This window comes from Nonomuraea terrae (genome assembly GCF_004348995.1).
Taxonomy (GTDB): domain Bacteria; phylum Actinomycetota; class Actinomycetes; order Streptosporangiales; family Streptosporangiaceae; genus Nonomuraea; species Nonomuraea terrae.
The window spans coordinates 1-12,031 of sequence record NZ_SMKQ01000068.1 but is presented as its reverse complement, the minus strand read 5'-3'; the positions used below and the strand labels follow the sequence as shown (position 1 = coordinate 12,031).

Genomic DNA, 12,031 nt, shown 5'->3' with positions numbered 1-12,031 from the left:
CGGTCCTGCTCGTCCGAGGACCATGAAGCCGTGGCTCAGCGGAGAGCCGCCGACGATCGCCATCCACCGAACGGAGAAGGACCACATATGCCGTACATCAAGGTCGGCGAGGAGAACTCCGGTCCCATCGAGCTCTACTACGAGGACCACGGCTCCGGCCGCCCGGTCATCCTCATCCACGGCTTCCCGCTCAACGGCGCCTCCTGGGAGAAGCAGGTGCCCGCGCTGCTGGACGCCGGACACCGGGTGATCACCTACGACCGGCGCGGGTTCGGCAAGTCCAGCCAGCCGGTCACCGGCTACGACTACGACACCTTCGCCGCCGACCTCAAGGCGCTCATCGACCGGCTCGACCTGCGTGACGTCACCCTCGTCGGGTTCTCCATGGGCAGCGGCGAAGTCGTGCGCTACCTGGGCGCCTACGGCTCCGAGCGGGTGAGCAGGGCCGTGCTGCTGGCGCCGCTGCAGCCGTTCCTGCGCAAGACGGACGACAACCCCGAGGGCGTCGACAGCGGCGTGTTCGAAGGCATCGAGCAGGCCATCGTCGCGGACCGGCCGGCGTTCCTGAAGGCGTTCCTCGACGACTTCTACAACGTCGACACCTTGGGCGGCACCCGGATCAGCGAGCAGGCCTGGCAGCTCAGCTGGAACGTCGCCGTGGGCGCCTCCGCGATCGGCACGCTCAAGTGCGTCGGCACCTGGCTGACCGACTTCCGCGCCGACCTGCCGAAGCTCGACGTGCCGGTGCTGGTGGTGCAGGGCGACGACGACCGCATCCTGCCCATCGACAGCACCGGCAGGCGGCTGCCCGCCCTCATCGCGGGCCTGCGCTACGAGGAGATCCCCGGCGGCCCGCACGCCATCGGCTGGACGCACCCCGACGAGGTCAACGCCGCGCTGCTCGACTTCCTCAAGTAATTCAGGACTCCGGCCGCCGGCGGGGGGCCGGCGGCCGGTCAGCGTGTGCGGGCCACGAGGAGCGCGACGTCGTCCTCGCCGCTGCATGAGCCGCCCATCATGGTGTCGATCACGCTGGTGCACAGCTGCTCCAGCGGGTGCGGCGCCGCGCTCAGGGCGGCTCTCAGCCGTTCCGGACCGGTGCGCGGGTCGCCGCCGTCGCGCTTCTCGACCAGGCCCTCGGTGTGCAGCACGATCAGCGATCCCACGGGCAGCTCCAGGTCGAGGGCCTCGTAGCGGCCGAGGCCGAGCCCGATCGAGGCGCCGGTGCTGAGGCGGGCGAACGTGGCCTCCCCGCCCGGGCAGACGATCGCGGGAGGCGGGTTGGCCGCCGCCGCCACGACGAAGCGGCGGGTGGCCGGGTCGTAGACCGCGTACAGGCAGGCGGCGCTGATGAACAGGTCCGGGTCGGAGTTCTGGAGCGTGGTCAGCTCGTCGAGGTGGGTGAGCAGCTCATCGGGCGGCAGGTCCACGGAGGCCAGTGTGCGGATGGCGGTGCGCATGCGGCCCATCGTGGCCGCGGCGTTGACGCCCCGCCCGCTGACGTCGCCGACGGTCAGTGCGATCCGCCCGCGGGGCAGCGAGATCGCGTCGAACCAGCCGCCTCCGACGCCCTCGTACACGTCGGAGGCGAGGTAACGGGCGGCCAACTCGACGGCGTCGCAGCCCGACAGGCTGCGCGGCAGGAGATGCCGCTGCAGGGCGCGGGCGGTGTCACGCTCGCGGGTGTAGCGGCGGGCGCTGTCCAGGCTGAGCGCGGCGCGGGCGACGAGCTGCTCGGCGAGCACCAGGTCGTCAGGGGTGAACGGGGCCGGGTTCTGGCTGCGCACGAACACGGTGATGCCCAGGATCTCGCCCCTGGCGAGCACCGGGACGATCATCACGCTGTGCATCCCGGTCTCGCGGGCCAGGCGGGCGCGGTCGGGATCGTGGTCGAGCCAGGTCCCCGGCGAGAGGTCCAGCTCGGGATCCAGATGGGAGCGTCCCGAGTACAGGACCTCGGCCTGCGGAGCCGCCAGCGGCACGATGACCGGAACCCCCGGCCGCCAGAGCGTCTCCGGCAACGACTTGTGGATGGACGCCATTCCCGCCCGGCGGAAGGCCGGGGTGAGCATCCCCTCCGGGGGCCGCAGCGGCGGCTCCTCGCTCGGCACCACGGCCTCGGAGAGGTCCACCGTGATGTAGTCGGCCAGGGTCGGCATGGCCAGGTCGGCCAGCTCCTGCGCGGTCTTGCAGACGTCCAGCGTGGTGCCGATGCGCCCGCTCGCCTCGATGAGCAGCGCGAGCCGCTTGCGGGCCAGGCTCTGCGTGACGTCGATGGCCAGTGTGCACACGCCGATCGGCTGGCCGTCCACGCCGTCGAGGCGGAAGACCGACATGGACAGCACATGGTCGCCCTGCCCGTCCACCGCCGGGCGGTGTATCTCGGCGTCGATCACGGGGATGCCGTCGGAGAGCACCCGACGCATCAACGCCCCGCTTCCCACGTTGCCGAACGCCGGCAGGTCGCCGGCTCCGCTGCGCAGCAGGAGCGTTTCCATCCGCTGGGCCGGCCCGTTGCACCAGACGCGGCGCAGGTCGCCGTCCCAGATCCACAGGGCTGCGGGTGAGCGGTTGACCAGCGGTTCCAGGACGGAGACGGCGGGATGGGCGCCGACGGCCGTGTTCGCCGACAGCAGCCATGCGCCCCTGTGCGCCGATGCGGCCAGCCGATGGCCCTGGACGTGCAGCAGGATCGGGTGGCCGGCGCGATGGCGGATCTCGGCCAGGCCCGACCAGCGGTCGAGGTCGGCGTTCTGACGGGCCCAGGCCGACAACCGCTCGTGGTGGTCGCCGGGAGTGAGCAGCAGCGCGCCGGAACGGCCCACGACGTCGGCGGCGCGGTAGCCGAGCAGCCGTTCGGCGGCTCGGGTCCAGCCGATCAAGGTTCCGTCGGAGTCGATGATGGCGATCGCGGGCAGTTCCGCGTCATGCCCGGTGGTGTCAGGTACGCCCATGTCTCCCTCTTCCTGATGGGAGCGCGTCATCATCCTGCGATGCGACGCTACGCCATAGTGGACATAACGGTCAATCATCCATAAAAAGGGCCTATGAGCCTCAGGTAGTTCCTTCGCGGATAATCCGCACCGGGACCACTGGGTAGGCTGGAGACATGACGGCGATGGCTCCCGCGCGTACCGAAACCGACCTGTCCTTCCTGCTCGACCACACCAGCCATGTGCTGCGCACCCAGATGACGGCGGCGCTGGCCGAGATCGGGCTCACGCCCCGGATGCACTGCGTGCTGGTGCATGCCCTGGAGGAGGAGCGCACCCAGATCCAGCTCGCCGGGCTGGGCGACATGGACAAGACCACGATGGTGGTGACCGTCGACGCGCTGGAGAAGGCCGGCTACGCCGAGCGCCGGCCGTCCAGCACCGACCGGCGGGCGCGGATCATCGCGGTGACCGAAGCGGGGGCGCGGATCGCCCGCCGCAGTCAGGAGGTCGTCGACGGCGTGCACCGCGCCGCGCTGGGGTCGCTGCCCGGCGACGAGCGCGAGGTGCTCGTCCGCGCCCTGAACCGCCTGGTCGGCGGCCATCTCGCCACTCCCGTCGAGGGTGCGCAGCCGGCCCGCCGGGCGCGGGAGCGCACGAAGTAGATCCGTAAAAAATCATCTACAACAGAACTATCTGCTACGGTCTCTCTTGTCGACTTGAGACGGGAGAGACCATGTCGTACGTACGGAGCTCGCGCTGGACGGCACTCGCCGTGCTGTCCGCGACGGGGCTGATGACGATCCTGGACGGCAGCATCGTGACGGTGGCCATGCCCGCCATCCAGCAGGACCTCGGCTTCTCGGCCGCCGGGCTGAGCTGGATCGTCAACGCCTACCTGATCCCCTTCGGCGGGTTGCTGCTGCTGGCCGGGCGGCTCGGCGACCTGATCGGCCGCCGCACGATGTTCCTGACCGGGAACGTCGTCTTCACGGCCGCCTCGCTGCTGGCGGGCGCGGCCACCGGCCCCGGCATGCTGATCGCCGCCCGCCTCCTGCAAGGCGTGGGCAGCGCGCTGGCCTCCGCGGTCGTGCTGGGCATCCTCGTGACGCTGTTCACCGACCCCGTGGAGCGGGGCAAGGCGATCGCGATCTTCAGCTTCACCGGCGCGGCCGGCGCCTCGATCGGCCAGGTGCTGGGCGGGCTGCTCACCGACGCGCTCAGCTGGCCGTGGATCTTCTTCATCAACGTGCCGATCGGGGCGGTCACCATCGCGCTCGCGCTGCGGGTGCTGCCCGGGGACCGGGGGATCGGACTGTCGGGCGGCGCGGACGTCGCCGGGGCCGTGCTGGTCACCGCCGGCCTGATGCTCGGCATCTACACGGTCGTCCAGGTCGAGGAGCACGGCTGGCTGTCCGGGCGCACGCTGGGGCTGGGCGCGGTGTCACTGGTGCTGCTGGCGGCGTTCGTCGCCCGGCAGGCCACCGCGGCGACCCCGCTCATGCCGCTGCGCGTCCTGCGCTCCCGCAACGTGGCCGGGGCGAACCTCGCCCAGATGCTGGCCCTGTCGGGGATGTTCGCCTTCCAGGTGCTCGTCGCCCTCTACATGCAGCGGGTGCTCGGCTACGGCGCCCTGGAGACCGGGCTGGCGATGTTGCCGGCCGCGCTGCTCATCGGCTCGATCTCGTTGTTCGCCTCGGCCCGGCTCAGCGCCCGTTTCGGCGCCCGTGCCGTCCTGATGACCGGCCTGGCGCTGCTCGTCACGGCGATGCTGCTGCTCACCCGGGTCACCCCGGACGCCGGGTACGTCACCCACCTGCTCCCGCCGATGGTGCTCATCGCGGGCGGCGGCCTGGTGCTGCCGGCGCTGGCCGCGCTCGGCATGTCGGGAGCGCGGGAGAGCGACGCCGGCCTGGCCTCCGGGCTGTTCAACACCACCCAGCAGGTCGGCATGGCGATCGGCGTGGCCGTGCTGTCCACGATGGCCGCCTCGCGTACCGGGGAACTGCTGGCCGCAGGAGCCGGTGAGCCGGCCGCGCTGACCGGCGGCTACCGCCTGGCCTTCGCCATCGCCGCCGGCCTCCTGACCGCGGCCTTCGCGGTGGCCCTGTTCGTCCTGCGCCGCCCCGCGCCCCGGACCCCCGCCGCCGGCGACGGCAGGCTCGCCGAGGTGACCTCCTGACGGGCCGTACACACCGCGACGCCCGGCACACCATCGGTGCGCCGGGCGTCGCCGCGTGTCCGGGAGATCAGGAGAGGGAGAGCGCGGCGGCCAGCTCACGCCACTCGGCGCGGGGCAGGGCGCTGTCCTGCGGGCCGCCGTCCACCACGACCTGCACGGTCACGTGGTCGGCGCCGGCCTTCAGGTGCTCCTCGATCCGCGCCGCGGCCCGTTCGGCGCCGCCCAGCGAGCACAGCGCCTCCACCAGCCGGTCGCTCCCGCCGTCGGCCAGATCGGACTGCTCGAAGCCGTGCCGCAGCAGGTTGTTGGTGTAGTTGGGCAGCCCCAGGTACGGCTCGATCACCGCGCGTGCCCGCGCCCTGGCCCGCTCCAGGTCGGTGTCGAGGACGACCTTCACCTCCGGCGCCAGCAAAGCCTGCGGCCCCATGACGGAACGCGCGTACGCCGTGTGCTCGGCCGTCACCAGGTACGGGTGCGCCCCCAGCGACCGCTCCGCGGCCAGCGCGAGCATCTTCGGCCCGAGCGCCGCGATCAGCCGCCGCTCCCGGCCCACCGGCACCGGCGCGGCGTCGAGCTCGTCGAGGTAACGCACCATGTTCGAGTACGGCTTGGCGTACTTCGGCGTCACGATCGCGTGGCTGGCCCCGAGCCCCAGCACGAACCTGCCCGGCGACTCCTCCTCCAGTGCGGCGACCTGCTCGGCCGCCTCCTGCGCGGTGAAGTCCCAGATGCTCAGGATCCCGGTGGCGACGGTGACGCGCTCGGTGGCCCGCGTCACGGCCGCGGCGTCGGCGATCGACGGGCTGCCGCCCAGCCAGACCGTCCCGTACCCCAGCTCCTCCAGCTCGGCGACGGCCTCGGCGATCTCGGCGCGCCGCGCCTCGCCGGCCGTCGTGCTGCGCAGCGCCCAGGTCCAGATCCCTACCCGCCCGAACGACTCCCGCGTCACAGCGTCCATGTCCTGACCACAGCCCCTTTCCTGTCCAGTGGGATGGTGCGCCGGGCGCCCCGCCCTCCAGCCCCGGGATGATCCGCACCAGACCCGCATCGTAAGCGATCAAGGGCCGCGGGACGCCGCCCTCACGAGTTGTTCGCGATGCGGTCGAGCCATTCGGCGAGCAGGGCGCGTTCGGTGGCGGTCAGGGGGACGTCGGCGGTGCCGCGCAGCGTCTCACGCAGAGCGGCGGCCCGGCCGGCGGCCGTGCGGTCGGGCGGCGGGGGCCCGCCGGTCGAGATCGTACGCAGGGCCTGCTCGCGGGCGGTCGGCGACAGGCCGGGGTCGCGCGCGTCGGGCGGCACCGACAGCAGTGTGAGCACGACCCCCATGCCGGTGGCGTGGAAGAGGTACGTGGCCCGGTCGACGCTCATGCGCAGCCGGCCGGCCTCGCCGACGCGGGCGATGCGGTGCCGCAGACTGGCCATGATCTCCCGCCGCGTCGGAGAGTCCTTCGCCGGCCCGCCGTCGCCGAACGTGAGCGTGTAGAAGGCGGGCCGGGACAGGCCGAAGTCGACGTGTATGTTCCAGAGCCGGCGCAGGTCGTCGACCGGGTCGTCGGTCTCGGGGAGCGCCTGCTTGCTCGCCAGGTACTCGCGCAGGCCGTGGGCGGCGACCGCTTCGAGCAGGCCGTCCTTGTCGCCGAACAGCCGGTAGAGGGTCGGCGCCTGAACGCCGACCGCGGCACACACGGCCCGGGTGGAGACAGCCTCGCGCCCGCCGCTCGCCAGCAGCTTCGCCGCCGCGAAGAGCAACCTCTCGCGGGTCGTCAGGGTAGCGATCATATCGATTCGGATGGTAGCGCCGTAACGGTACATTTGGTAACATACCCGGCGTTAGCGTCGATATGCCGCGAACGGGGGTTCATGCGGCGCGACATGACATCGGGGGTGTGTCTTCGTGGGACCTCAGGCGCGCACAGGGCCGGCGATGTTCCGGCGGACCGGGCGCGGCGCGCGGCTCACGTAGGCACGGCGCGGAGAGGCGCATCCGGCAGCGTACGAGGAGGGCGGCGACGCTCTCCTCGTCTCGTTCCCCGGTGTCGATCCGGCCGTCCCGTGAGACGGCCGCATGACAGAGATCGACGCGATGTTTCTCCATAAGTACGGATGGATACTGATATGTCCGCAACTCCGCCCGTCAGGTGTGGAGCGGCCCCGGCGACCGCCGTCATCGACATCCACGGCACCGTGATCGCCTGGACGCGAGCGGCCGAGCGGCTCCTCGGCTACCGCGCGTCCGACGTCGTGGGCCGCTCCGGGGCGGTCCTGCTCACCCCGGGCGACCACCGCGAGCGGCTGTCGGCCTGGACCCGGCAGTACGGCCACCTCGACCGCTGGTCGGGCCTGGCCGAGGCCCGCCACAGCGCCGGCCACCCGGTCATGCTGCATCTCCAGGGCCACCGGCTCACCACCCTGGAGGGCAGGCCCACCTGGGTGCTGTCGGCGCGGCCGGCGTCCACGGACCCCACTGCCGGCTCGGTGGTGGAGCCGCTGATCCAGCGCTCTCCGGTGGCGATGTGGATCTGGGACCGCGAGCTGCGCTGCGTCTGGCGCAACGTACGGGCCTGGGCCCTGCAGGAGGGTTCGCTCACGACCCCGGCCGCGGACTGCGCGCCGGCGCGCGGCAACGAGCAGATCCACCGCGTGCTGCGGAAGGTGCTCGCCGACGGCGCTCCCGTGGTCGACAACGAGGTGCACTGGCCCTCGTCGGACGGGCTCGGGCAGCGCACCCTGTCGGTCTCGTTCTTCCGCCTCGAAGGCGTGGACGGGCACCCGGTCGGCGTCTGCTCGCTGGCCATCGACATCACACAGAGCCTGGCCCGCGAGCGGCTGGCCATGGTCGTGGAGGCGAGCGCGCGCATCGGCACCTCGCTCGACGTCAGGCAGACCGCCCAGGAGCTGGCCGAGTTCGCCGTGCCGGCGCTGGCCGACTACGCCGCGGTGGACCTCGTCGAGTCGATGCTGCCGGAGGAGGTCCCACTGGAGCGCCTGGGCGGCATGGACCTGAACGTCCCCGTCTTCCGCCGCGCGGGCGCGGCCTCGATCTCCCCGGGACTGCCCGAATCGCCCTGGGAGCGGGGCGAGGCGGTGTTCGTGCCGCCGGACTCCCCGTGGACGCGGGTCCTGTCGTCGGGACACGCCCACTTCGAGCCCGAGCTGGACACCTCGCCGGGCACCTGGCTCGACCATGACCCCGCCCGTGCCAGGACGGTGTACGACGCCGGAATACACAGCCTGATGGTCGTCCCGCTCCGGGCACGCGGGGAGACGCTCGGGGTGACCGCGTTCGTCCGCAGCCGCAACCCGGCCCCGTTCACCCGCGACGACCTGCTGCTGGCCGAGGAGCTCGTCGCCCGCGCCGCGCTCAGCCTGGACAGCGCCCGCCGCTACACGCGCGAGCGCACCGCCGCGCTCGCCCTGCAGCGCAACCTGCTACCGCGCCGGCTCTCCGGCGGCGACGCCCTCGACGTGGCCTACCGCTACCTGCCCTCCGGCGCCCACGGAGGCGTCGGAGGCGACTGGTACGACACGATCCCGCTGAGCGGCGGCCGGATCGCCCTGGTCGTCGGCGACGTGACCGGGCACGGCATCAACGCCGCGGCCACCATGGGCCGGGTCCGCACCGCCGTCCGCACGCTCGCCTACATGGACATGCCGCCCGGCGAGCTGCTCACCCAGCTGGACAACCTGATCTCACGGCTGCACGAGCAGGACGTCGGCGCCGACGGCGCCCCGCTCCCCATCCTGGGCTCCACCTGCCTGTACGCGGTCTACGACCCCGCCACCCGGCGCTGCACCATGGCCACGGCCGGGCATCCGCCGCCCGCGGTCGTCGGCCCCGACGGCCGGGTCACGTTCCCCGGCGGGCCCACCGGCCCGCCGGTCGGGCTGAACCTGGAGGCCACGCACGAGTCCTTCGACGTCGAGCTGCCCGCCGGCGCCCTGGTCGCCCTCTACACCGACGGCCTGATCGAGCGGCGCGAGGACGACCTCGACGCGGGCATGGCCCGCCTGCGCGCCGCCCTGGCCGGCTGCGCCGATCTCCCGCTGGAACGCCTGTGCACCAGCGTGATCGACATCATGGTCGGCGGGCGCGCGGCCGAGGACGACGTCGCGCTGCTGGTGGCCCGCACCCGCTGAGCCGCTACTCCGCCCGCCCGGCGCGTGTCCTGCGGGCGTACTGGGTCGGGGTCTCGCCGTAGCGCTGCTTGAACGTCCGGGTGAAGTGGCTGCCGTCGGTGAAGTGCCAGCGGGCCGCGAGCTCCGAGACGGCCGGCCGCGAGCTCGCTCCTGGCACGTTCCAGCCGGCGGCCCCGGGCTTATGATCGTCTCCCGGCGGGCACCGGCCTCGTCCCGGCCCGCCTGGGGATCCGCGCCGGCATCGCAGGCCTGAGCAGTGATATGCGCGCTCCATATAGTGTGTTCGATACACACGATATGTACGATGCATGCCCGAGCGGGAGGGAGACCGTCCATGGACTCGTCCACACGCTCGATCGAGTACGAGACCATGCTGCTCGGCCGGCACCGCGCCCTGACCGCGCCCCGGCTCCGCGATGACGGCGGCCACCTGGAGCGCAGCGCGTACATCCTGCTGAGCCGCCTGGAGCTGACGGGCCCGATGTCGATCGGGCAGCTCAGCGACGCCTTCCGGCTCGACCCCTCCACACTCAACCGGCAGACCTCCGCGATGCTGCGCGCGGGCCTGGTCGAGCGCATCCCCGACCCGGAGGGCGGCATCGCCCGCAAGTTCCGCGTCACCGCGGAGGGCGAACACCGGCTGCGCGTGGAGCGCGAGCAGAACGTCCGGAGCCTGGAGAAGGTGCTGGCCGACTGGCCGCACGAAGACGTCGCCGCGTTCGCCGCCTACCTCAGGCGGTTCAACTCCGACATCGAGCGGCTGGAAGGGCGTACCTGGCCGCGCCCGTGAGTCATGGGCGGGGCCAGCGCTGCCCGGAGATGTCCTCGACGCTGCCGTTGAAGCGCTTGAGGTAGCCCGCGAAGGCCGCGGCGTCCTCGGGGGGCCAGTCGGCGAGCACGCGTTCCAGGCCGCGTAGGATGCGTTCGCGCTCCTCCAGCAGGCGGCGTTCACCCTCGGGGGAGACCCGGAACTTTCTGGCCAGCCCGCCGTCGGGGTCGGGGATGCGATCCACCAGCCCCGCGCAGTGCGCGGCGGTGATCTGCCGGTGGATCGTCGACCTGGCCACCCCGAACGCCTCGCTGAGCTGCCCGATCGACATCGCTCCCTCGGCGCGCAGGCGGCTGAGCAGGACGTACGCGCTGCGCTCCAGGCGTCCGCCGTCCACGGCCAGGTCGCGATGCCGGCAGAGCAGCATGGTCTCGTACTCGATCTGGCGGGGCAGCGACATGGGGGTCTCTCTCATCTGGGATGCAGGTGATGTGTATCGTGCACTCGTTGTGCATGAAACATAACATGTGTATGGTGCAATCGGCATAAACGGGACGAAGGGGACATCTGGTGCATTCTGCGCCCAGTGCACGGTCTGGCGGCGGGATCGTCAGTGTGCTCGCGGTGGCCGGCATCGCCGGCTCACTCATGCAGACCTTGGTGGTGCCGCTGGTCGGCGAGCTGCCACACCTGCTCAACGCCTCGGCGGCCGACACCTCCTGGGTGCTCACCGCGACGCTGCTCGTGGGTGCGGTCGCCACCCCCGTGATCGGCAAGCTCGGCGACATGTACGGCAAGCGGCGCATGATGCTCGTCTGCTCCATCCCGCTCGTCGCCGGGTCGGTGGTGTGCGCGCTGGGCGGCTCGCTGATCCCGGTGATCGTCGGCCGCGGCCTGCAGGGCCTGGGCGTGGGCATGATCCCGCTCGGCGTCAGCGCGCTGCGCGACCTGCTGCCGCCCCAGCGCGTCGGCCCGGCCATCGCGCTGATGAGCTCTTCCATGGGCATCGGCGGCGCGCTCGGGCTGCCCATCTCCGCGGCCGTCGCCGAGTACGCCGACTGGCGCATCCTGTTCTGGGGCTCGGCCGCGCTGAGCGCGCTGGTCGCCGTGCTGATCTGGCTGCTCGTGCCGGCCACGCCCGCGCGTGAGCAGGCAGGCCGCCTCGACCTGCTCGGGGCGCTCGGCCTGGGGGCGGCGCTGGTCAGCCTGCTGCTGGGCGTCTCCAAGGGCGCCGACTGGGGCTGGGGGAGCGGCACCACCCTCGCGCTGCTCGGCGCCGCGGTGGTGATCGCGCTGCTGTGGGCGCTGTGGGAGCTGCGCGTCCGCGACCCGCTGGTGGACCTGCGGCTCACCGCCCGTCCGCAGGTGCTGCTCACCAACCTGGCCTCGATCCTGGTCGGCTTCGCCATGTACGCGCAGTCGCTCGTCCTCATGCAGATCCTGCAGCTGCCGGCCGCGACCGGTTACGGGCTGGGCCAGTCGATGCTGGCGGCCGGCCTGTGGCTGGCGCCGTCCGGCCTGATGATGATGGCCGTCTCCTCCTTCGGCGCCCGGCTGTCGGCCGCCCGGGGCCCGAAGACTAGCCTGTTCGCCGGCGCGCTGGTCATCGCCGTCGGTTACGGCGCCGCGCTCGCCCTGATGGACTGGTCCTGGGGCTTGATGATCGCCGCCGCCGTCGGCAGCATGGGCGTCGGCCTGGCGTACGGCGCGATGCCCGCGCTGATCATGAGCGCGGTGCCCAAGACGGAGACCGCCTCCGCCAACAGCTTCAACACCCTGATGCGCTCCATCGGCACGTCCGTGTCGGCCGCCGTGGTCGGCGTCGTGCTGGCTCAGATGACCATCACGATGGGCGGTCGCACGCTGCCGTCGGAGTCGGGGTTCCGTACGGCCCTGCTGATCGGCTGCGCCGTCGCCCTGGCGGCCGCGCTGGTCACGCTGACGCTGCCGAAGCCGAAGGCGGAGGCGGAACAGCCCGAGCCCGCGTCCGCCCCCGTCCCCGCCCCTGTC

General features: G+C 72.3%; 11 protein-coding genes. 6 read left to right on the top strand and 5 right to left on the bottom strand.

Features of this window, described 5'->3' with window-relative positions:
* The first annotated feature begins 87 nt into the window (after nucleotides 1-87).
* Entirely contained in the window at nucleotides 88-918 is an 831-nt protein-coding gene (locus E1286_RS22110) for an alpha/beta fold hydrolase (protein WP_132615346.1), read from the top strand.
* 38 nt (nucleotides 919-956) lie between these two features.
* Here the strand turns inward: E1286_RS22110 and E1286_RS22105 are convergent, their stop codons facing one another.
* Nucleotides 957-2,954: a SpoIIE family protein phosphatase gene (locus tag E1286_RS22105; RefSeq protein WP_165969847.1), complete on the bottom strand. Its 1,998-nt coding sequence runs from the start codon at nucleotides 2,952-2,954 to the stop codon at nucleotides 957-959.
* A 155-nt stretch (nucleotides 2,955-3,109) separates the two neighbouring features.
* On the opposite strand from E1286_RS22105, the gene E1286_RS22100 reads away from it, so the two are divergent.
* Nucleotides 3,110-3,598: a MarR family winged helix-turn-helix transcriptional regulator gene (locus E1286_RS22100; RefSeq protein ID WP_132615344.1), complete on the top strand. Its 489-nt coding sequence runs from the start codon at nucleotides 3,110-3,112 to the stop codon at nucleotides 3,596-3,598.
* Between the two features lie 71 nt (nucleotides 3,599-3,669).
* Entirely contained in the window at nucleotides 3,670-5,115 is a 1,446-nt protein-coding gene (locus tag E1286_RS22095; protein ID WP_132615343.1) for an MFS transporter, read from the top strand.
* A 67-nt stretch (nucleotides 5,116-5,182) separates the two neighbouring features.
* On the opposite strand, the gene E1286_RS22090 is transcribed toward E1286_RS22095, so the two are convergent.
* Together E1286_RS22090 and E1286_RS22085 are read right to left on the bottom strand one after the other, a co-directional pair.
* Nucleotides 5,183-6,073, bottom strand: coding sequence for an LLM class F420-dependent oxidoreductase (locus E1286_RS22090; protein WP_132615342.1), 891 nt, complete (start codon nucleotides 6,071-6,073; stop codon nucleotides 5,183-5,185).
* A 122-nt stretch (nucleotides 6,074-6,195) separates the two neighbouring features.
* Nucleotides 6,196-6,894: a TetR/AcrR family transcriptional regulator gene (locus E1286_RS22085; protein ID WP_132615341.1), complete on the bottom strand. Its 699-nt coding sequence runs from the start codon at nucleotides 6,892-6,894 to the stop codon at nucleotides 6,196-6,198.
* Between the two features lie 336 nt (nucleotides 6,895-7,230).
* Between E1286_RS22085 and E1286_RS22080 the strand changes: the two genes are divergently transcribed.
* On the top strand, nucleotides 7,231-9,252 hold the full coding sequence (locus tag E1286_RS22080) for a SpoIIE family protein phosphatase (protein ID WP_165969846.1): 2,022 nt from the start codon (nucleotides 7,231-7,233) through the stop codon (nucleotides 9,250-9,252).
* A 4-nt stretch (nucleotides 9,253-9,256) separates the two neighbouring features.
* Here the strand turns inward: E1286_RS22080 and E1286_RS48885 are convergent, their stop codons facing one another.
* A complete protein-coding gene (locus E1286_RS48885; RefSeq protein ID WP_223190240.1) occupies nucleotides 9,257-9,409 on the bottom strand; it encodes an AraC family transcriptional regulator in 153 nt (50 codons plus the stop codon).
* Between the two features lie 177 nt (nucleotides 9,410-9,586).
* Here E1286_RS48885 and E1286_RS22070 point away from each other — a divergent pair, with 177 nt between their 5' ends.
* On the top strand, nucleotides 9,587-10,042 hold the full coding sequence (locus E1286_RS22070; RefSeq protein WP_132615338.1) for a MarR family winged helix-turn-helix transcriptional regulator: 456 nt from the start codon (nucleotides 9,587-9,589) through the stop codon (nucleotides 10,040-10,042).
* Between the two features lies 1 nt (nucleotide 10,043).
* On the opposite strand, the gene E1286_RS22065 is transcribed toward E1286_RS22070, so the two are convergent.
* Complete coding sequence (locus E1286_RS22065) at nucleotides 10,044-10,496, bottom strand: MarR family winged helix-turn-helix transcriptional regulator (protein WP_246075037.1); 453 nt, start codon at nucleotides 10,494-10,496, stop codon at nucleotides 10,044-10,046.
* A gap of 149 nt (nucleotides 10,497-10,645) precedes the next feature.
* On the opposite strand from E1286_RS22065, the gene E1286_RS22060 reads away from it, so the two are divergent.
* A partial coding sequence (locus E1286_RS22060; protein WP_342776244.1) for an MFS transporter occupies nucleotides 10,646-12,031 on the top strand: 1,386 nt, incomplete at its 3' end.

What these genes read in the sequence shown, in the direction of transcription:
- E1286_RS22070 (WP_132615338.1), top strand. Translation starts at nt 9,587, where the DNA reads ATGGACTCGTCCACACGCTCGATCGAGTACGAGACCATGCTGCTCGGC.
- E1286_RS22095 (WP_132615343.1), top strand. Translation starts at nt 3,670, where the DNA reads ATGTCGTACGTACGGAGCTCGCGCTGGACGGCACTCGCCGTGCTGTCC.
- E1286_RS22085 (WP_132615341.1), bottom strand. Translation starts at nt 6,894, where the DNA reads ATGATCGCTACCCTGACGACCCGCGAGAGGTTGCTCTTCGCGGCGGCG.
- E1286_RS22080 (WP_165969846.1), top strand. Translation starts at nt 7,231, where the DNA reads ATGTCCGCAACTCCGCCCGTCAGGTGTGGAGCGGCCCCGGCGACCGCC.
- E1286_RS22105 (WP_165969847.1), bottom strand. Translation starts at nt 2,954, where the DNA reads ATGGGCGTACCTGACACCACCGGGCATGACGCGGAACTGCCCGCGATC.
- E1286_RS22090 (WP_132615342.1), bottom strand. Translation starts at nt 6,073, where the DNA reads ATGGACGCTGTGACGCGGGAGTCGTTCGGGCGGGTAGGGATCTGGACC.
- E1286_RS22065 (WP_246075037.1), bottom strand. Translation starts at nt 10,496, where the DNA reads ATGAGAGAGACCCCCATGTCGCTGCCCCGCCAGATCGAGTACGAGACC.
- E1286_RS22100 (WP_132615344.1), top strand. Translation starts at nt 3,110, where the DNA reads ATGACGGCGATGGCTCCCGCGCGTACCGAAACCGACCTGTCCTTCCTG.
- E1286_RS22110 (WP_132615346.1), top strand. Translation starts at nt 88, where the DNA reads ATGCCGTACATCAAGGTCGGCGAGGAGAACTCCGGTCCCATCGAGCTC.